Genomic DNA, 18,108 nt, shown 5'->3' with positions numbered 1-18,108 from the left:
ACCAGGGCCCTTCCCTTGAGGGGAAGTGCGGCCACCAGGGCCTGGTGCCTGCCGTCTTCCGCGAAGGTCCAGTCCACGATGAGGGGGAGGGGGCGGTCTTTGGGAAAGCGAGGGACGAGGAGAGGGAGGAGGGCTTGGGTGAGGGCCCAGGGGTGGACAGGAAGAGGGCGAGGTTGGAGCGGGTGGTTTTCCTGAGGGAGGCGAAGGCCTTATGGACCCAGAGGGTGATAACTTGGGAAAGGGGGGTAGTGGGCGGCATACCTTACTTACCCCCCTCTTCTCTTCCCTTGTCAAGGCCCAGCCCTCAAAGTGATGAGAGCTCAGGGTCTGAGGTGCTTGACGAACAGGACCCCTTTGGCCTAAGCTCATGGCAACTATGCGGACCCTAGGGCGTCGGTTCGGCTTCTATTATCCCGCCGGGGGCGCCCTGCGTTCCGTGTAGGTGTTCACCGCACCAAGGGCGCCCCCCAAAAGGGGGCGCCCGAAGTTTTTAGGAGGGAAGCCATGCTGATCGTGATGAAGCGGGGGTACATGGAGGAGGAGCTTCAGGCGGTGATCCGGGAGATTGAGAAGGTGGGCTACCGGCCCCACCTCTCCCGGGGCGTGGAGACCACCCTGGTGGGGGCCATCGGCCGGGGGCCCACCCCGGAGCTCATGGAGCACTTCCGGGCCCTGCCGGGGGTGGCGGAGGTCATCCCCATCTCCAAGCCCTGGAAGCTGGCAAGCCTCGAGGTCCAGCCCTTCCCCACGGTCTTGGAGTTCCCCACGGGCAAAACCGGGGGCGGCCACGTGATGGTGGCCGCAGGCCCCTGCGGGGTGGAGTCCCGGGAGCAGACCCTGAAGGCCGCCCGCTACGTGAAGGCCCACGGGGCCCACATGCTCCGGGGAGGGGCCTTCAAGCCCCGCACGAGCCCTTACGCCTTCCAGGGCCTGGGGGTGGAGGGCCTAAAGATCCTCGCCGAGGCCAAGAGGGAGACGGGCCTCCCCATCGTCACCGAGGTCCTCTCCCCGGAGCAGGTGGAGCTCGTGGCCGAGCACGCCGACGTCCTCCAGATCGGGGCCAGGAACGCCCAGAACTTCGCCCTCCTCCAAGCCGCGGGCGAGTCGGGCAAGCCCGTCCTCCTCAAGCGGGGGATGAGCATGACCCTGGAGGAGTTCCTCATGAGCGCGGAGTACGTCCTCTCCCGGGGCAACATGCGGGTGATCCTCGTGGAGCGGGGCATCCGCACCTTTGAGAAGGCCACCCGCTTCACCCTGGACGTGGCCGCCGTGCCCGTGCTGAAGAGCTGGACCCACCTCCCCGTCTGGATAGACCCCTCCCACCCGGCGGGCAAAAGGGACTGGGTCATCCCCCTGGCCCTGGCGGGGCTCGCCGCGGGGGCGGACGGCCTCATCGTGGAGACCCACCCCGAGCCGGAAAAGGCCCTCTCCGACGCCGCCCAGCAGCTCCACGAGGAGGAGTTCGCCGAGCTCATGGACAAGGCGCGCCGCCTGGTGGCCGCCCTGGACAGGACCCTTTCCGCCCCCGTCCTAGGATGAGGCCCCTCTTCGGCAAAGTGGGGATCTTCGGCGTGGGCCTTTTGGGCGGGAGCGTGGCCCTGGGGCTCAAGGAGCGCTTCCTCGCCGAGGAGGTCCACGCCTACGACCAGGACCCGAGCGCCCTGGAGAAGGCCCTTTTTCTGGGCGTGGCCGACCGGGTGCACACCGAGCTCGGCCCCTGGGTGGGGGAGCTTTCCCTGGGAATCCTCGCGGCCCCCGTGGGGGCCCTCTCCACCCTGGGGAAGGCCCTCGCCCCCTTGGCCCATCCGGAAAGCCTCTGGACCGACGTGGGGAGCGTCAAGGGGAAGGTGGTGGCCCTCCTGGAAGGCCTCCTCCCCCACTACCTGGGGGGGCACCCCATGGCGGGAAGCGAACGGGCCGGGGTGGAGAACGCCCACGCCGGGCTTCTAGAGAACGCCGTCTGGGTCCTCACCCCCACGGAAAGGACGAGCCCCAAGGCCCGGGAGGGGGTGCGGAGGCTCGTGGAGGCCCTGGGGGCCTACCCCCTCGAGGTCCCCCCCCTCCTCCACGACGAGCTCGTGGCCCGGGTCTCCCACCTTCCCTACCTCCTCGCCGTGGCCCTGAACCGCATGGTGGCGCGAAGCCCCCACCGGGACCTCCTCATGTTCCTGGCGGCGGGGGGCTTCCGCGACCTCACCCGGGTGGCCTCCGGGTCCCCCAGGATGAGCCGGGACATGGTGGTGGAGAACAGGGAAGCCCTGAAAGAGGCCATAGAGGAACTCAGGGGGGTCCTTCTTGAGTTAGAAGGCCTGCTGGACGAACCCGAGGCGCTCTTTCGGGCGGCGGAGGAGGCCAAGCGCACCCGGGACAGCCTCCCCATCGTCCGGCGGAGCCTCCTCCCCGAGATGCACGACCTGGTGGTCCAGGTGCCGGACCGGCCCGGGGAGATCGCCAGGATCGCCACCGCCCTCGGCGAGGCCGGGGTGAACATCAAGGACATAGAGGTCCTCACCATCCGGGAGGCGGCGGGGGCCCTTCGGCTTTCCTTCGCCACCCGTGAGGAAAAGGAACGGGCAAGGGCGGTGCTCCAGGGGGCGGGCTATCGGCTTCCCTGACCCTCCTCCGTGTCGCGCGCCACGCGGTTCTTTCCCCAGGACTTGGCCTTGTAGAGGGCCCGGTCCGCCCGCCGGAAGAGGTCCTCCAGATCCCCTCGGTAGCCGGCCACCCCGAAGCTCGCCGCGATGCCCGTGGAGGCCAACGCCTCCCTGATGCCTCCGCGAGGCGCTCTGCCCGCAAGGGGTGGGTTTCGGGGAGGAGGAGGGCGAACTCCTCCCCACCCCAGCGGCCCGCCAGATCCCCCTCAGGGAAGCACCTTGCCCGGGTTGAGGAGGCCCAGGGGGTCCAGCGCCTCCTTGACCCGGTGGAGCGCCCCCAAGGTCTCGGGGTCCACCGCCTCCAGCATGAAGTCCCGCTTCATGAGGCCGATGCCGTGCTCCCCGGAGAGCACCCCCCCGTGCCTTAGGGCCACCCGGGCGATCTCGTGGGCGAGCTCCCAGACCTTCTCTTCGCTCTCCTTCCTGGGGTCAAAGAGGATGTTGGGGTGGAGGTTTCCGTCCCCGATATGGCCGAACTGGACCACGAAGAGGCCAAAGGCTTCCCCCAGGGCGCGGATCTCCCGCACCACCTGGGGCAGGGCCGAGCGGGGCACGGCGATGTCCTCGTTCACCCGCTTGGGGCGGATGCGGCCCAAAGCGGGGCTCACCGCCCGCCTGGCCCGCCAGAGGGCCTCGGCCTCCGCCTCGCTTTTCGCGCGGACCACCTCGGCCCCGTGGCGGCGGGCGCTTTCCTCCACCAGGGAGAGCTCCTCGTCCACGAGGTCCGCCTCCTCCCCGTCCGTTTCCACCAGAAGAAGGGCCCGGTCCCGGGGAAGGCCCATCCTCAGGTAGTCCTCCACGGCGTTCGCGCAGGCGGGGTCCATGAACTCCATGCGGGCGGGCACGGCTCCCAGGGCCACCGCCTCGGAGACCGCCTCGGCCAGGGGTTCCACCCCCGGGAAGTGGGCCAGGAGCGCGGCCCGGTACCGGGGCAAGGGGAGGAGCCTAAGCCGCGCCCCCGTGATGAGGCCCAAGGTCCCCTCCGAGCCGATGAGGAGGCCGGGCAGGTCGTAGGCGTCCCGCCCCAAGCGCTGGACCTCCCCCAGGGCGTCCACCCACTCCAGCTCCAAAACGTAGTCCCCCGTGACCCCGTACTTGAAGCAGAGGGGCCCCCCGGCGTTCTCCCCCAGGTTGCCCCCCAGGGTGCTGGTGCGGTAGGAGGCGGGGTCTGGGGGGTAGAAGAGGCCGAAGGGCCTGGCCTCTTCGGAGATGCGGGCGGTGGTCACCCCGGGCTCGGCCCAGGCCGTCTGGGTGTGGGGGTCCACCTTCAGGCGGGCCATCCGGGTGAAGGCCACCACGATGGCCCCCTCCTCCGGGACCGCCCCGCCGGAGAGGCCGCTTCCCGCCCCCCGGGGTACCAGCACCACCCCGTGCCGCCGGGCCAGGCGGACCAAGGAGGCCACCTCCTCCCGGCTTTCGGGCAGGACCACCGCCAAAGGCTCGGGCCCCACCAGGATGGCGTCGTAGCGGTAGACCTCCTTCGCCGCCCGGGAAAGGAGGGCCCGGGGGCCGAAAAACGCCTTGAGCTCGTCCAGAATCCCTTGCGCCCGGGAAAGCGCCATAAGCCTAGGCTACCAGGAGGGGTCGCAAAAGGACGTGGAGTCGGGCCTCACCCCGTTAACGGCGCCCACGTAAGGCCCCAAGATCCCATCCCGCACCCCCCGGACCCAAAGACGCCTATCGGGCAGAGGCTCCGCCCTGATGCCCTGCACCCCAACACCCCCTAGCACCCGGCCCTCGGGGCTCACCGTGAGGAAGCCCCGGACCTCGAGGCCGGAGAAAGGCCCCTTCAGGTAGAAGGCTTCCTCCGCCGAGGCCGCGGAAGGGGGGGTCCCATCGGGCACCCAGTAAAACCAAAGCCCGTCCACCCATGTATCTTGCCCCCTGAGGGAGGCCCTACCGCTCCACTCGCCGGGCCACCACGCCCGCGGGGCTGATGGGTAGCCACCCGCCCCGGCCTCCCCGCCGCACAGTATCCCGGTCTTCCAAGACCGCAAAGGGGCGTTGGAGGCTACTACCTGGGGCAAGCGGCTCTTTTCAGCCCAAGACGCGGTGGAAGGCGTTTAGAAAAAGGGGAAGTGCCTCTCCCCGGGCCTCCTGCTCCCGCAGGGCCTCCTCAAAGGCCAGGGGGTCCATCACCAGGGAGGGGAGGCGCAAAAACCCCAGGTAGTACTCCCCCGCCTGGCCGGGATAGCGGAGCCGGGCCCTTTCCTCCGGGAAAAGAAGCCCCTCAAAGGCCTCGAGGGAGGCCAGGTAGGGGGCGTGGCCCAGGAGTTTCAGGGCCTCTTTGAGGCGCCAAGGGTTGGTCCAAAAACCGTAGCGCAGGCGTTCGTCCAGGGCCTCCAACGCCGCCCACCGGCCCTCCTTTACAAGCTCCATCCGCTTCAGGCGGAGCCGGGCGTACCGGGATAAGGGGAGGATCTCCAGGGAAAGGCCCTGGGCCACGAGGAGCCTCGAGGCCATCACGTAATCCTGGTACTCCCGATAAGGGTCCACGTCCCCAGGATGCCACGGTGGGAGGGATTAGGATGGTGACATGGACCGCAAGGCTTGGGTGATGCGGGCCCTCGAGGCCCTCCGCCTCGCCACCTTCCAGGAGATCCAGCGCTACCTGGACGAGGAGGGTGAGCCCTTCTCCAAGAAGGAGCTCCAGGACACCCTGAAGGCCCTGGTTCAGGAGGGCAGGGTAGAGGAAAGGGAAGGCAGCTACCGCCTCGCCCACAAGAAGGGGGACAAGGCGGCCTTTGAAAAGCTCTTCGGGAGCGAATCCTAGGGCGGAGGCCCTAACGCCAGTAGTTGGGGGCCTCCTTGACCACCACCACGTCGTGGGGGTGGCTCTCAATGAGCCCGGCCATGGTCATGCGCACGAAGCGGGCCTTCCTGCGGAAGGTCTCTATATCGGGCGCCCCCACGTAGCCCATGGCGCTCCTCAGGCCCCCCACGATCTGGTAGAGGACGTCGGCCACCGGGCCCTTGTAGGGCACCATGCCCTCAATCCCCTCGGGGACGAGCTTCTTGGCCTCGGTCTCCCCTTTGCCGGGGTCTTGGAAGTAGCGGTCGGCGGAACCCTGCTTCATGGCCCCCAGGGAGCCCATGCCCCGGTAGAGCTTGTACCGCCTCCCGTCCTTCAGGACCTCCTCCCCCGGGGCCTCGTCCGTGCCCGCCAGCATGCTCCCCAGCATCACCGTGTGGGCCCCGGCGGCGAGGGCCTTGGCCACGTCCCCGGTGTACTTGATCCCCCCGTCGGCGATGACGGGCACCCCCAGGTCCTCCACCCCGGCCACCGCCTCGAGGATGGCCGAGATCTGGGGCACCCCCACCCCCGTGACCACCCGGGTGGTGCAGATGGAGCCGGGGCCGATGCCCACCTTCACCGCGTCCGCCCCCCGCTCGGCCAGGGCCCTGGCCCCTTCCCGGGTGGCCACGTTCCCCGCGATGACCTCCACCCTCTCGCCGAAGGTCTCCTTGAGGTAAAGGAGGGCCTCCAGGATGCCCTTGGAGTGGCCGTGGGCCGAGTCCAGCACCAAAACGTCCACCCCCGCCTCCACCAGGGCCTGGGCCCGCTCGGGGAGGTCCTTGGAGGCCCCCACCGCCGCCCCCACCAGAAGGCGGCCCAGGGGGTCCTTGGCCGCGTTGGGGTACTGCTTGCGCTTCACGATGTCCTTCAGGGTGAGGAGGCCCTTTAGCCTCCCCGACTCGTCCACCAGGGGAAGCTTCTCCACCTTGTGCCGCCTGAGGATTTCCTCGGCCTCCTCGAGGGTGGTTCCGGGGGGCGCGGTGATGAGGCGCTCCAGGGGGGTCATGACCTCGGTGACGGGGCGCTTCAAGTCCCGCTCAAAGCGGAGGTCCCGGTTGGTGACCAGGCCCAAAAGCTTCCCGTAGAGGTCCACCACGGGAAGCCCCCCGATGCGGTACTCCCGCATGAGGCGCTCGGCGTCCTCGAGGGTGGCCGTGGGGGGGAGGGTCACGGGGTCCTGGATCATCCCCGCCTCGGAGCGCTTCACCCTGCGCACCATGGCCGCCTGGGCCTCTATGGAGAGGTTCTTGTGGATCACCCCGAGCCCCCCCTCCCGGGCCATGGCGATGGCCATCTCCGCCTCGGTCACCGTGTCCATGGCCGCGGAGAGGATGGGGATATTCAGGGAAAGCCGCTTGGTGAGCCGGGTCTGGACGGAGACCTCCTTGGGCAGCACTTCCGAGTAGCCGGGCAAAAGGAGGACGTCGTCAAAGGTGAGCCCCTCGTAGAGGATCTTCCCCTCGTACATGTTCCCCAGGGTAAAGGCTCCGGCGGGAAAGGTCCAGGGGAGGCCCCCGCCTTCCGGGCCAAGTGCGCGGGGGTCGGGGAGTTTGAGCCCCTCCTAGAGTGCCCGCACCTTGGCCTTACAGCACAGGATGCCCAAGCTTTGGCCGTGGGAAAGCTCTTTTGGGCCCCTGCGCCAGGCGGCCTTGCGGACCCTGGCCTACTTGACCCTGGTCCTGGGCCTTCTGGCGGCCCGCTCCTAACCCTTTCTCCCAGCGGTGTAGCGTATAGTCCCGTAAGGGGGTTATACCCCTGACCCGGAGGGCAAATGGCGTACCGCATCTGCTTGATTGAAGGCGACGGCATCGGGCACGAAGTGGTCCCGGCGGCGAGGAAGGTGCTGGAGGCCACCGGCCTCCCCCTGGAGTTCGTGGAGGCCGAGGCGGGCTGGGAGACCTTTGAGAGAAGAGGGACCTCCGTCCCCGAGGAGACGGTAGAGAAGATCCTGTCCTGCCACGCCACCCTCTTCGGGGCGGCCACGAGCCCCACGCGCAAGGTGCCGGGCTTCTTCGGGGCCATCCGCTACCTGAGGCGCAGGCTGGACCTCTACGCCAACGTCCGCCCCGCCAAGAGCCGCCCTGTCCCCCAAAGCCGCCCCGGCGTGGACCTCGTCATCGTCCGGGAAAACACCGAGGGGCTTTACGTGGAGCAGGAGCGGCGCTACCTGGACGTGGCCATCGCCGACGCCGTCACCTCCAAGAAGGCCAGCGAGCGCATCGGCCGAGTCGCCTTAAAGATCGCCGAGGGAAGGCCCCGCAAGACCCTCCACATCGCCCACAAGGCCAACGTCCTCCCCCTCACCCAGGGGCTCTTCCTGGACACGGTCAAGGAGGTGGCCAGGGACTTCCCCCTGGTGAACGTCCAGGACATCATCGTGGACAACTGCGCCATGCAGCTCGTGATGCGCCCCGAGCGCTTTGACGTCATCGTCACCACCAACCTCCTGGGGGACATCCTCTCCGACCTCGCTGCCGGGCTCGTGGGCGGCCTCGGCCTCGCCCCTTCCGCCAACATCGGGGACACCGCTGCGGTCTTTGAGCCCGTCCACGGCTCCGCCCCCGATATCGCCGGCAAAGGCATCGCCAACCCCACGGCGGCCATCCTCTCCGCGGCCATGATGCTGGACTACCTGGGGGAGAAGGAGGCGGCGAGGAAGGTAGAGAGGGCGGTGGACCTGGTGCTGGAGAAAGGCCCCCGCACCCCGGACCTGGGGGGGAATGCCACCACGGAAGCCTTTACCCAGGCGGTGGTGGCGGCCTTGCGATCCCTTTAAAAGCCCCTCCCGTGGTCAAAGGCCAAAGCCATAGCCTTGGCCTCTTCCTCTGTCTTTAGGGGTGGCCATACAATAGGGCCAGGTTAGGGTAAGGTCTGGCCGAGAAAGCGTAGGGGAGGTGCCGTGTTTTCAGGTTTCAGCAAGCTATTCCGGCCCCGGGTAGAAGCCCTGGGTTTGGAGGTGGGGGCCCACGCCCTAAAACTGGTGGAGCTCCGGGGCTTCCCGCCCACCCTCACCGCCCTGGCCACCCGCCCGCTACCTCCAGGGACCCTGGCAGAAGGGGTGGTCAAGGAGCCCCAGGCCCTAAGCCAGGAGATCCGGGAGCTCCTCGCCGAAGCCCGCACCCGGAAGCGGTACGTGGTGAGCGCCGTGCCCAACCCCGGCGTCATCCTCCGCACCCTCCAGGTGCCCAAGATGCCCCCCAAGGAGATGGAGGAGGCGGTGCGCTGGGAGGCTGAGCGGTACATCCCCTTCCCCATAGACGAGGTGGTCCTGGACTACGCCCCCCTGGACCCCCTGGCCGAGGTGGCCGAGGGGGAACAGGTGGAGGTCATGGTGGCCGCCGCGAGGCAGGAGGCGGTGGCCTCCCTGATTGAGGCCTTGCGGGGGGCGGGGCTTATCCCCGTGGTCTTGGACGTGAAGCCCTTCGCCGGGCTCTACCCCCTGGAGGAAACCCTAAGGAGAGAACCGGATCGGGTGGCGGTGGCCATAGAGATCGGGGCGGAGAGCACCAGCCTCCTTCTCCTCAAAGGGGACCGCCCCCTGGCCGTCCGCATCCTCGCCTTTTCGGGGAAGGACTTTACCGAGGCCATCGCCAAGAGCTTCGGCCTGGACCTCCTCACCGCCGAGGAGGTCAAGCGCACCTACGGGCTGGCCACCATTCCCACGGAGGACGAGGAGCTCCTCCTGGACTTTGACGCCGAAAGGGAGCGGTATAGCCCCGCCAAGATCTACGACGCCATCCGCCCGGTTTTGGTGGACCTGACCCAGGAGATCCGCCGAAGCCTGGAGTTCTTCCGGGTGCAGCTCGGGGACGTCCAGCCCGAGGTGGGCTTCCTCTACGGGGGGGGAAGCCGCCTGCGGGGGCTTTCCACCCTGCTCACGGACGTGCTGGGGGTGAACTTCCTTGCGCCCGACCCTTGGGAAGGCCTAAGGGTGGATCCCAAGCGCTTTGACCTGGAAAAGCTCAAGGAGATGAGGCCGGAGATGATGGTGCCCTTGGGGCTGGCCCTGAGGGGGGTGAGCCCCCTTGATTAGGCTGAACCTCCTTCCCAAGAACCTTCGCCGGCGGGTGGAGCCCGGTTGGTGGCGGCTGGCGGCGGCCCTCTTTGCCCTGGTGGTCCTTGGCACCCTGGGCTTCCTGCACTACACCGCTTACACGGAGCTTGCCCTGGCCAGGTCGGATCGGGACGCCCTAAGGGCCGAGGTGGAGGCCCTGAAGCCCTTCATAGAGGAACAGAACCGCCTGGTCCAGGAGCGGAAGACCCTCGAGGCCCTCCTCGCCATCCGCGAGGGGCTCCAGAAGGACTTCGTCCCCTGGTCCCAGTACCTCGCCGCCTTCATCAACCAGATTCCCAAAGAAGGGGGGCGGCTTCCCGTGGCCTTGCGCTCCGTGGGAGCCCGGGTCCTTTCGGAGGAGGAGGCCAACGCCCAGGCCCAAAACGGGGAATTTGGCGGCAAGAAGGTGCGGGTGGAGTTCGCCCTGGAGGGAGAGGCCCTGAACCAAGGGGCCCTGGTGCGCTTCGTGCGGGCCTTTGAGACCTCTCCCCGTTTTGGCATAGAGCTCCAAAGGGCCTCCCTGGACCCGAACCGGGGGTTCTACACCTTTAGCGCCCGGGTGGGCGTGGTGGGAGGTGAGCAAGGTGCTCGCTAGGCTAGGGCAGCGGGAGTGGGCCCTGCTCGCCATGGTCCTCACCCTGGCGGTGGGCCTCCTTTGGTACTACCTGGGCATCCTGCCCCTGCGGCAGGAGACGGAGGTGGTGCGCCAGGAGATTGCGGCCCTCCTCCCTGAACGGGATAAGGGCCGACGGGCCCAAAGGGCCCTGCCCGAGCTCCGGGCCGCCATCGCCCTCCTGCAGGCGGAAAAGCAAGCCTTCCTCCGGGCCCTCCCCAGGGAAGAGCGCCTGGCGGAGGTGCTCTCGGAGATCCTGGGGGAAGCGAACCGGAGCGGGGTGGTGGTGCGCTCCTTCACCCGTTCCCCCACCACCGCTCCCGTGCCCGAGGTGCGGGCGGTGAGCCTGGCCCTGTCCCTGGAAGGCCCCTTCCCGGAAACCTACGCCTACCTCAGGCGCCTGGAAGGCCTCTCCCGCTTTAGCTCCCTCTCCGGGCTCAACCTGAGCGTCCAGGACCAGGGCGTGAACCCCATCCTCTCCACCAGCCTCACCCTCACCCTCTACATGCTGGCCAAGGACCTCGAGGCCAACCCAGCGCAGGAAGGAGGTACCCGGTGAAGGAGCTTTTGGCCCGCCTTCCCGCTTCCTGGGAAAACCTTCCTCAGTCCACCAAGCTCCTCCTGGCGGGGCTTCTCCTGGTAGGGGCGGTGAGCCTCTGGTACGTGGGCTTCTACCTCCCCGCCCAGGTGCCCTCAGGGCCGGTGGAGGTGGCGAGCCCCCCTTCCGGAGAGGAACCCAAGGCCCTCGAGGTCCTTCCCATCCCGCCCCTTAGCCAGCCCGCCCCCGTCCAGGCCGCCCCGCCTACGCCCAAGGCCCAAACCCCCACGGCAACCAAGCCCCAGGAGCTTCCCCTTCCCCAGGCCCAGAAGGAGGCCACCCCTCCCAACCCCTTCGTGCCCCTCCTGGTGGAGGCCCCCGCCCCAGGTCCCTCCCCCTTGCCTGCCCCGAGTCCCTCCCCCTTGCCTGCCCCAAGCCCCACCGTCTGGCCGAGCCCCGTGCCCCGGGGGGCACCGGTGCGGGTAAGCCCGGGCACCCCCCTTCCCACGCCGAGCCTCTCCTCGGGGCCCAGGCCCCTCCCGGGAAGCGCCGGAGCCCTGCCCGCCCCCAAGGTCATGGCCCCCAGGCCCAGGGCCGAAGCGCCCTTGGCCCTCCCGGAACCCCCGGTGCTCCCCTCCGCCCCGACGGGGCTGGTGGAAGCTCTCCCACCCGGACCTTCCAAGGCGAAGCCGGGAAGCCAGGCCCCCACCATCCCCAAGACCCCTTTGCAAGCCCTGGTAGAGGAGAAGGGGCTTAAGCTCGCGGGGACCCTCCTCGGACCCGTGAGCGTGGCCATCCTGGAGAGCAAGGAAGGCTACCTGGTGCTTCCCGTGGGAGGCTCCATCCCTGGGAGCGAAGCGGTGATCCGTCGCGTAGAGGGCGAACGCGTGGTCCTGGCCCTCAAAGACGAAACCTTGGACCTTCCTCTTGTGAGCGCGCAGGCTGGAGGTGAACAGTGAAAGGAACCCTTATGAAACCCCTTGTCTGGGCTTTGGCGGCCCTGGGCCTCTCGGCCCTGGCGGGAAGCTTTCCCAACGAGCTCCGCTTCGGAACCAAGGTGAACCTGAAGGTCTCGGAGAGCCAGGTGAAGGCCGGGCCCATCCCCACCCTGCCCCTGGACGTGGTCCTCGAGGCCCTGGCGAGAAGCGTGGGCCTCCAGCCCCTCATCTACCGGGCCTTTGACCCCACGGGGGACCCCGCCAAGGCCCAGCCCCCTCTGCCCAACGTCAAGCTGGACTTCCAGGGCAAGCCCTTCCGGGAGGTGTGGGACCTCCTCTTCGCCACCTACGGGGCCCAGTACAACCTGGATTACCTCTTCCTGCCCCCGGACGTGGTGGTGGTGGCCCCCACCCAGGTGATCACCGCCCTGGTGGATGCCCCAAGCCGCGCGGGGGCCATGGACCGGCGGCCCTACATCGTGGGAATCCCCGAGATCGCCTACAAGCGCACCGAGAGCGACGCCCAGGGGCAGACCCGGTCCGTGGCCAACATTGAGGGCGCCAAGGCCTGGGTCCAGAACGACCTCCTCCCCTTCCTCTCCCGCGAGGCCGTCGGGCTCAACGTGAACTGGATCGTGGTGGAGGAGGGCGGGAAGCTCAAGGCCATCCTCTCGGTCCTCGCCACCCCCGAGCAGCACGCCCGCTTCTCCGACCTCCTGAGGCGGGCCGGGATTGACTTCCGCCCCCTCCCGGCCCTGGCCCAGCCCAAGCCGCGGGTGGAAAGGACCTACACCCTCACCCACGCCACCTTCCCCGAACTCCTCGCCTTCCTCCAGTCTCGCCTTCCCGAGGTCCAGATCAACGTGGTGCCCACGAATCCCCAGAAAGCCCTGGTACTCGCCACCGAGGAGGACCACGCCCGCCTCGCCGAGCTCCTCAAGATCACGGATGTCCCCAAAATTTCCCAGCGGGCCTACCAGCTCTCCAACGCCAAGGCCAGCGAGCTGGCCAAGGTCCTCCAGGAGGCCCTGCAGGCGAGGAAGCCCCAGGCCGAGGCCCAAGCCCAGCCCCGGCAGGCCACCGTGGTGGCCGACGAGCGCACCAACACCCTCATCGTCACCGGCACCCAGGAGGAGCTCGCCCTGGTGGAGGGCCTCATCCCCAAGCTGGACCAACCGGTGCCCCAGGTGAACCTCAGGGTGCGCATCCAGGAGGTGCAGTCCAACCTCACCCGGAACCTGGGCTTGAAGTGGAACACCATCGCCGGGGGGAACGTGGTGGCCAGCGTCCTGGACTCGGGGCTTTCCCTCATCTTTGACTCCACGCGAAGCCTCGCCGCCCTCAACATCGTGGCTACCCTGGACGCCCTCCAGCGCCAGGGGCTTTCCCGGGCCCTCCGGGACGTGAACCAGACGGTCCTCAACAACCAAACCGCCCGGCTCCAGTCCGGCGAGACCTTCCTCATCCGCCGGGTGGTGGGGGACCGGGTGGAACGGGTCCCCTTTGACATCGGCATCATCGTGGAGGTCACCCCCCAGATCACCGCCGACGGCCAGATCCTCCTCAACCTCAAGGCCGAGGTCTCGGGGAACGTCCAGCGCAACCCCGTGGACGGGGACGTGGACCGCTTCACCAAGCAGGTGGTGACCACCACCCTCCGGGTCAGGGACGGGGAGACCGTGGTCCTCGGGGGCCTCACCTCCCAGGAGAACACCCAAACCCAGCAAGGGGTGCCCTTCCTCATGGACATCCCCCTCATCGGGGAGCTCTTCAAGCAGAGGACCAACGAGACCACCGACCGGGAGCTCCTCGTGGTCATCACCGCCGACATCCTCAAGGAACAGGCGCAGAAGCCCTGATCCTCCAAAGGGGTCCTGGGGCCGGGGGTGGTTTTACCCCGGCCCCTTCCCTACAATGGGCCCATGAGGTTCCTCACGGCAGGCGAGTCCCACGGGCCCGAGCTCGTTGCCATCATTGAGGGGCTTCCCGCCGGGCTTCCCCTCACCGAGGAGGACATCAATCCCTGGCTGGAGAAGCGGCAGCAGGGCTACGGGCGGGGCCGGCGCATGGTCATTGAGCGCGACCGGGTGGAGTTCCGCGCCGGAGTAAGGGCCGGGCGCACCACGGGGGCCCCCGTGGCCCTGGCCATCCGGAACGCCGACTTCAAAAACTGGGTGGAGGTGATGGACCCGGCCCCGGGGAACGAGCCCCGTAAGAAGGCCCTCACCGCCGCAAGGCCGGGCCACGCCGACCTGGCCGGGGGCATCAAGTACGGGCACAAGGACCTGCGGGACGTGCTGGAGCGGGCGAGCGCCCGGGAGACGGCCATGCGGGTGGCGGTGGGGGGGGTGGCCCTGAAGCTCCTCGCCCTCCTCGGGGTGGAGGGGGTGGGGTACGTGCCGGGGATGGCCGGGGTGTGGTCCGGGGTACCTTTCTCCTGGGAACTCGTGCCCCGCATTGAGGAAAGCCCCCTGCGCATGACCGACCCGGAGGCCGAGGCCGAGGTCATCCGCCGGGTAGACCAGGCCAAGGCCGAGGGGGACACCCTGGGCGGGGTCATTGAGGCCCGCTTCCGGGGGCTCGTGCCGGGGCTTGGGAGCCACGTCCACTGGGACCGGAAGCTGGACGGCCGCCTGGCCCAGATGGCCCTCTCCATCCCCGCGGTCAAGGGGGTGGAGATCGGCCCCGCCTTCGCCAACGCCATGAAGCGGGGCTCGGAGGTCCACGACGCCATCTACTGGAGCCCGGAGCGGGGCTTCTACCGGAAGACCAACCGCTCGGGGGGCCTCGAGGGGGGCATGACCACGGGGGAGGAGCTGGTGATCCGCGCCGCCCTCAAGCCCATCGCCACCCTGATGCGGCCCCTCCCCACCGTGGACGTGGTGACCCACGAGCCCAAGGACGCCGCCCGGGAGAGAAGCGACACCACGGCGGTGCCCGCGGCGAGCGTCATCCTCTGCGCCCTCTCGGCCATCGTCCTGGCCCAGGCCTACCTGGAGAAGTTCGGGGGGGATACCCTGGAGGAGATCCAGGAACGGGTGGAACGCTACCGGGAGCGGGTGCGGGCCTACTGAGCCCGGGCCCCGTGGGGTAGGATAGGAGGATGGCCCGCCTCGAGGTTCCCCGTCCCGCCACCTTCGTCACCCTCACCGGGTTCATGGGGGTGGGGAAAAGCCGCATCGGAAGGGAGCTTTCCCGGGCGCTCATGCTCCACTTCATTGACCTGGACCGCTACATCGAAAGGCGCACCGGGGTCTCCATCCCCGACATCTTCCGCCACCTGGGGGAGGAGGCCTTCCGCAGGATGGAGCGGGAGGCGGTGCGGGAGCTTGCCGGGAAGGACTACCTGGTCCTCTCCCTGGGCGGGGGGACCTTCGTGGACCCGGAGAACCGGAAGGTCCTCCTGGAACGGGGCCCCGTGGTGGCCCTCTGGGCGAGCCCCGAGACCATCCTGGAAAGGACCCTGAGGAAGCCGGGGGAAAGGCCCCTTCTGCAGGTGGAAGACCCCCTGGAGCGCATCCGGGCCCTCCTCGAGGCCCGCACGCCCGTTTACCGCGAGGCCCACGTTCACGCCTCCACCGACCACCGGAAGGTGGAGGAGGTGGTGGCGGAGATCCTGGAGAAGCTCTGGCGCCATGCAAAAGCTAGAGGTGCGTGAACCCGTCCCCTACCCTATCCTCATCGGGGAAGGGGCCCTGAAGGAGGTCCCCCCGCTTCCGGGCCCCGCCGCCCTCCTCTTTGACCGCAAGGTGGAGGCCTTCGCCCTGGAGGTGGCGGAGGCCCTTGGGGTGCGCGCCCGCCTGGGGGTGGAGGGGGGAGAAGAGGCCAAGAGCCTTAAGGTCTACGGGGAGGTCCTCTCCTGGCTCGCCGAAAAGGGCCTACCCCGGAACGCCACCCTCCTCGTGGTGGGGGGCGGCACCCTCACCGACCTCGGGGGCTTCGTGGCCGCCACCTACCTCCGGGGGGTGCCTTACCTCGCCTTTCCCACCACCACCTTGGCCATCGTGGACGCGAGCGTGGGGGGCAAGACCGGGATCAACCTTCCCGAGGGGAAGAACCTGGTGGGGGCCTTCCACTTCCCCCAGGGGGTCTACGCCGAGCTAAGGCCCCTTAGGACCCTCCCCCTCCCCACCTTCAAGGAGGGCCTGGTGGAGGCCTTCAAGCACGGCCTCATCGCCGGGGACGAGGCCCTTCTCAAGGTGGAGGACCTCACGCCGCAAAGTCCCCGCCTCGAGGCCTTCTTGGCCAGGGCGGTGGCGGTGAAGGTGGGCATCACCGAGGAGGACCCCTTGGAGCAGGGGAAAAGGCGCCTTTTGAACCTGGGCCACACCCTGGGGCACGCCCTGGAGGCCAAAACCCGCCACGCCCTCCCCCACGGGATGGCGGTGGCCTACGGCCTCCTCTTCGCCGCCCTTTTGGGAAGGGCCCTCGGGGGCGAGGACCTTTTGCCCCCCGTGCGCCGCTTTCTCCTGTGGCTTTCCCCCCCTCCCCTGCCCCGCCTCGCCTGGGAAGACCTCCTCCCCTACCTCCTCCGGGACAAGAAAAAGGTCTCGGAAAGCCTCCTCTGGGTGGTGCCCCTGGCCCCGGGCCGCCTCGAGGTCAGGCCCCTCCCCGAAGACCTCCTGCGGGAGGCCTTCGGCCTTTGGCAGGAGGAGCTCGCCCGCCTCGGGCTCCTAAAGGGCTAAAGCCCCATCCCCACGGGCCTCAGCACCCCGCGCTTGGCCTTGCCGAAATCCAGGGGAAACTCCCCCGCCGCCGTCTTGAGGACCACGAGGGCGAGGGGAAGGTCCTCCCCCTCCCAGGCCACCCCCTCCCCCGTGGCGAAGGCCAGGGCCCTGGGGTCCTCAGGGAGGAGGGCGAGGCGGGGAAGCCCCTCGGGCCAAGGGAGGGTGGCCCCGAAGGCGAGGGCGAGGGCCTTAGCGGGGAGGAAGCGGCCCTTCTGCGCCTTGCCCAGGTAGAGGCCTGGGGCGGGGGCCTTGAGGCCGGGGAGGGCGGGAAGCTCCTCGGGGAGGAGGTAGAGGTGGCCCGCCCGCTCCAGGATGGGCCCCTCCAGGGAAAGCCCCGCCTCTTCCAGGAAGGCCCCTAGAACCCGCCTCGCCTCCTGGGAGAGGGGGGAAGGGCGCTCCTTGGGGGGCGTGCCCCAGGTTCCGCCCTCCTTGCGGAAGCGGGCGAGGAAGTGGCCTTCCCCCTCGAGGCGGTGGGGCCAAAGCCTCGCGGTCTTCCTAAGCTCCTCGTTCCCCTCCCCCCACTCCGGCACCCCCGGGGCGAAGAGGGGGTGGTAGCGGGCGTCCTCGAGGCGGAACTCCGGGTGCTCCCTTAGGAAGCGGGCCACCACCCCCTCGTTCTCCTCGGGGGCGAAGGTGCAGGTGGAGTAGACCAGGACCCCTCCGGGCCCCACCAGCCTCGCGGCCTGGGCGAGGAGGGCCTTCTGCACCTCCGCCATCCGCTTGGGGGCCGAAGGCCCCCAGTGGCGCACCGCCTCCTTGTCCTTGCGGAACATCCCCTCCCCCGAGCAGGGGGCGTCCAGAAGCACCCGGTGGAAGTAGGCCCCGAAGGCCTCGGCCAGGGCCCTGGGAGGGCTTTGGGTCACGGCGAGGGGCGCCCCCCAGCGCTCCACGTTCTCCAAGAGGCCCCTTATGCGCTTCCCGTCCACCTCGTTGGCGAGGAGAAGCCCCTTCCCCCCCATGCGGGCGGCGAGGTGGGTGGCCTTGCCCCCCGGGGCCGCCGCCAAGTCCAAGACCCGCTCCCCCGGCTTCGGGTCCAGGAGGACCCCCACCGCCTGGGCGCTCGGCTCCTGGATGTAGTAGAGCCCGGCGTAGAAGAAGGGATGGGGGCCTGGCCTCGCCTCCTCCTCGTAGTAGAAGCCCTCGGCGCACCAGGGGACGGGCCTAAGGGGCCAAGGGGAGATACCCTGAAAGGCCTCGGGAGAAAGCTTCAGGGTATTCACCCGAAGGCCGTAGGCGCGCCTCCCCTCCGTGAGGGCCTTGAGGAAGGCGGGGAACTCCTCGCCAAGGAGCTCCGCCATGCGGGAGAGGAAGGCCTTGGGCAGCACCCGAGTACCCTAGCACGGCAAGACCCCAGGCCTCAAGGGATACCATGGGCCCATGATCGTAGCCCTGGGGGCCGACCTGGTGGAGATCGCCCGCGTGGAAAGGCTCCTCGCCCGCCACGGGGAGCGGGCCCTAAGGAGGCTTTTCCACGAGGAGGAGGTGGCCTACGCCCTCGCCCGCCAAGACCCCTTCCCCAGCCTCGCCGCCCGCCTCGCCGCCAAGGAGGCCTTTCAAAAGTGCTGGCCGGAAAGCCTCGCCTGGAAGGAGGTCTGGGTGGGGATGGAGGGGAAGAGGCCCGTCCTCCGCTTCGCTCCCCCCCTCGCGAAACGCCTCGAGGAGGCCGGGCTCCAGACCCACCTCACCCTAAGCCACGAGCGGGCCTACGCCCTCGCCGTGGTGGTCCTGGTCAAGGGAGAAGGCGAAGGATGAGGGCGTAGCCGTGCCAAGTGGGCCCCCGCCGCCCA

The 18,108-nt window shown here is 69.0% G+C and carries 19 protein-coding genes and 1 pseudogene; 13 read left to right on the top strand and 7 right to left on the bottom strand.

From position 1 onward, the window contains the following. Positions 1 to 259: pseudogene (locus tag AC01Y6_RS05900) on the bottom strand (IS4-like element ISTth2 family transposase); the annotation flags it as partial. A 245-nt stretch (positions 260 to 504) separates the two neighbouring features. Here AC01Y6_RS05900 and aroF point away from each other — a divergent pair. Both aroF and AC01Y6_RS05890 read left to right on the top strand, forming a co-directional pair. Then, positions 505 to 1,539, top strand: a complete 1,035-nt coding sequence (aroF, locus tag AC01Y6_RS05895; protein WP_476670690.1) for a 3-deoxy-7-phosphoheptulonate synthase — start codon at positions 505 to 507, stop codon at positions 1,537 to 1,539. Next, a complete protein-coding gene (locus AC01Y6_RS05890; RefSeq protein WP_476670689.1) occupies positions 1,536 to 2,615 on the top strand; it encodes a prephenate dehydrogenase/arogenate dehydrogenase family protein in 1,080 nt (359 codons plus the stop codon). The genes aroF and AC01Y6_RS05890 overlap by 4 nt, the downstream gene beginning before the upstream one ends. Here AC01Y6_RS05890 and AC01Y6_RS05885 read toward each other — a convergent pair. The 4 genes from AC01Y6_RS05885 to AC01Y6_RS05870 form a co-directional block, all read right to left on the bottom strand. Continuing rightward, entirely contained in the window at positions 2,600 to 2,758 is a 159-nt protein-coding gene (locus AC01Y6_RS05885) for a nucleotidyl cyclase domain-containing protein (RefSeq protein WP_428719810.1), read from the bottom strand. The genes AC01Y6_RS05890 and AC01Y6_RS05885 overlap by 16 nt on opposite strands. Positions 2,759 to 2,860: 102 nt before the next feature. Continuing rightward, positions 2,861 to 4,216: an FAD-binding oxidoreductase gene (locus AC01Y6_RS05880; protein WP_476670688.1), complete on the bottom strand. Its 1,356-nt coding sequence runs from the start codon at positions 4,214 to 4,216 to the stop codon at positions 2,861 to 2,863. A gap of 9 nt (positions 4,217 to 4,225) precedes the next feature. Then, positions 4,226 to 4,522, bottom strand: a complete 297-nt coding sequence (locus AC01Y6_RS05875) for a hypothetical protein (protein ID WP_476670686.1) — start codon at positions 4,520 to 4,522, stop codon at positions 4,226 to 4,228. Between the two features lie 169 nt (positions 4,523 to 4,691). Further along, entirely contained in the window at positions 4,692 to 5,150 is a 459-nt protein-coding gene (locus AC01Y6_RS05870; RefSeq protein WP_428716643.1) for a hypothetical protein, read from the bottom strand. Between the two features lie 40 nt (positions 5,151 to 5,190). On the opposite strand from AC01Y6_RS05870, the gene AC01Y6_RS05865 reads away from it, so the two are divergent. Further along, entirely contained in the window at positions 5,191 to 5,427 is a 237-nt protein-coding gene (locus AC01Y6_RS05865) for a hypothetical protein (RefSeq protein ID WP_347241671.1), read from the top strand. 10 nt (positions 5,428 to 5,437) lie between these two features. Here AC01Y6_RS05865 and guaB read toward each other — a convergent pair whose 3' ends face one another. Then, the gene (guaB, locus tag AC01Y6_RS05860) at positions 5,438 to 6,919 is read right to left on the bottom strand and encodes an IMP dehydrogenase (protein WP_428721594.1); all 1,482 of its coding nucleotides are present in this window, start codon (positions 6,917 to 6,919) and stop codon (positions 5,438 to 5,440) included. Positions 6,920 to 7,222: 303 nt separating this feature from the next. On the opposite strand from guaB, the gene AC01Y6_RS05855 reads away from it, so the two are divergent. The 9 genes from AC01Y6_RS05855 (at position 7,223) to AC01Y6_RS05815 (ending at position 16,279) form a co-directional block, all read left to right on the top strand. After that, entirely contained in the window at positions 7,223 to 8,227 is a 1,005-nt protein-coding gene (locus tag AC01Y6_RS05855) for a homoisocitrate dehydrogenase (RefSeq protein ID WP_347241669.1), read from the top strand. 123 nt (positions 8,228 to 8,350) lie between these two features. Further along, the gene (gene pilM, locus AC01Y6_RS05850; protein WP_347241668.1) at positions 8,351 to 9,484 is read left to right on the top strand and encodes a type IV pilus assembly protein PilM; all 1,134 of its coding nucleotides are present in this window, start codon (positions 8,351 to 8,353) and stop codon (positions 9,482 to 9,484) included. Continuing rightward, positions 9,477 to 10,100: a flagellar protein FliT gene (locus AC01Y6_RS05845; protein WP_428720507.1), complete on the top strand. Its 624-nt coding sequence runs from the start codon at positions 9,477 to 9,479 to the stop codon at positions 10,098 to 10,100. The genes pilM and AC01Y6_RS05845 overlap by 8 nt, the downstream gene beginning before the upstream one ends. Further along, a complete protein-coding gene (locus tag AC01Y6_RS05840; protein ID WP_347241666.1) occupies positions 10,090 to 10,677 on the top strand; it encodes a type IV pilus inner membrane component PilO in 588 nt (195 codons plus the stop codon). The genes AC01Y6_RS05845 and AC01Y6_RS05840 overlap by 11 nt, the downstream gene beginning before the upstream one ends. Continuing rightward, entirely contained in the window at positions 10,674 to 11,615 is a 942-nt protein-coding gene (locus AC01Y6_RS05835) for a competence protein (protein WP_476670683.1), read from the top strand. The genes AC01Y6_RS05840 and AC01Y6_RS05835 overlap by 4 nt, the downstream gene beginning before the upstream one ends. 11 nt (positions 11,616 to 11,626) lie before the next feature. Continuing rightward, positions 11,627 to 13,453 carry a type II secretion system protein GspD gene (locus AC01Y6_RS05830; protein ID WP_476670682.1) on the top strand — a complete coding sequence of 609 codons (1,827 nt, stop codon included), beginning with the start codon at positions 11,627 to 11,629 and terminating at the stop codon, positions 13,451 to 13,453. 63 nt (positions 13,454 to 13,516) lie between these two features. After that, the gene (gene aroC / locus AC01Y6_RS05825; RefSeq protein WP_347241663.1) at positions 13,517 to 14,668 is read left to right on the top strand and encodes a chorismate synthase; all 1,152 of its coding nucleotides are present in this window, start codon (positions 13,517 to 13,519) and stop codon (positions 14,666 to 14,668) included. Between the two features lie 29 nt (positions 14,669 to 14,697). Then, a complete protein-coding gene (locus AC01Y6_RS05820; protein WP_347241662.1) occupies positions 14,698 to 15,252 on the top strand; it encodes a shikimate kinase in 555 nt (184 codons plus the stop codon). Then, complete coding sequence (locus AC01Y6_RS05815) at positions 15,230 to 16,279, top strand: 3-dehydroquinate synthase (RefSeq protein ID WP_476670680.1); 1,050 nt, start codon at positions 15,230 to 15,232, stop codon at positions 16,277 to 16,279. The genes AC01Y6_RS05820 and AC01Y6_RS05815 overlap by 23 nt, the downstream gene beginning before the upstream one ends. Here the strand turns inward: AC01Y6_RS05815 and rsmF are convergent. Beyond that, complete coding sequence (gene rsmF / locus AC01Y6_RS05810; RefSeq protein WP_476670678.1) at positions 16,276 to 17,646, bottom strand: 16S rRNA (cytosine(1407)-C(5))-methyltransferase RsmF; 1,371 nt, start codon at positions 17,644 to 17,646, stop codon at positions 16,276 to 16,278. The two genes, AC01Y6_RS05815 and rsmF, sit on opposite strands and share 4 nt — an antisense overlap. 52 nt (positions 17,647 to 17,698) lie before the next feature. Here rsmF and acpS point away from each other — a divergent pair, with 52 nt between their 5' ends. Then, positions 17,699 to 18,073, top strand: a complete 375-nt coding sequence (gene acpS / locus AC01Y6_RS05805) for a holo-ACP synthase (protein WP_428716435.1) — start codon at positions 17,699 to 17,701, stop codon at positions 18,071 to 18,073. Positions 18,074 to 18,108 lie beyond the last annotated feature (35 nt).

This window comes from Thermus sp. (assembly GCF_056332225.1).
This window is presented reverse-complemented; position numbering and strand designations above follow the sequence as displayed.

Excerpts from the sequence above, each read along its gene's own strand:
- aroF (WP_476670690.1), top strand. The coding sequence starts at position 505 with ATGCTGATCGTGATGAAGCGGGGGTACATGGAGGAGGAGCTTCAGGCG.
- AC01Y6_RS05830 (WP_476670682.1), top strand. The coding sequence starts at position 11,627 with ATGAAACCCCTTGTCTGGGCTTTGGCGGCCCTGGGCCTCTCGGCCCTG.
- AC01Y6_RS05820 (WP_347241662.1), top strand. The coding sequence starts at position 14,698 with ATGGCCCGCCTCGAGGTTCCCCGTCCCGCCACCTTCGTCACCCTCACC.
- AC01Y6_RS05865 (WP_347241671.1), top strand. The coding sequence starts at position 5,191 with ATGGACCGCAAGGCTTGGGTGATGCGGGCCCTCGAGGCCCTCCGCCTC.
- AC01Y6_RS05880 (WP_476670688.1), bottom strand. The coding sequence starts at position 4,216 with ATGGCGCTTTCCCGGGCGCAAGGGATTCTGGACGAGCTCAAGGCGTTT.
- AC01Y6_RS05890 (WP_476670689.1), top strand. The coding sequence starts at position 1,536 with ATGAGGCCCCTCTTCGGCAAAGTGGGGATCTTCGGCGTGGGCCTTTTG.
- AC01Y6_RS05855 (WP_347241669.1), top strand. The coding sequence starts at position 7,223 with ATGGCGTACCGCATCTGCTTGATTGAAGGCGACGGCATCGGGCACGAA.
- acpS (WP_428716435.1), top strand. The coding sequence starts at position 17,699 with ATGATCGTAGCCCTGGGGGCCGACCTGGTGGAGATCGCCCGCGTGGAA.
- guaB (WP_428721594.1), bottom strand. The coding sequence starts at position 6,919 with ATGTACGAGGGGAAGATCCTCTACGAGGGGCTCACCTTTGACGACGTC.
- AC01Y6_RS05815 (WP_476670680.1), top strand. The coding sequence starts at position 15,230 with ATGCAAAAGCTAGAGGTGCGTGAACCCGTCCCCTACCCTATCCTCATC.
- aroC (WP_347241663.1), top strand. The coding sequence starts at position 13,517 with ATGAGGTTCCTCACGGCAGGCGAGTCCCACGGGCCCGAGCTCGTTGCC.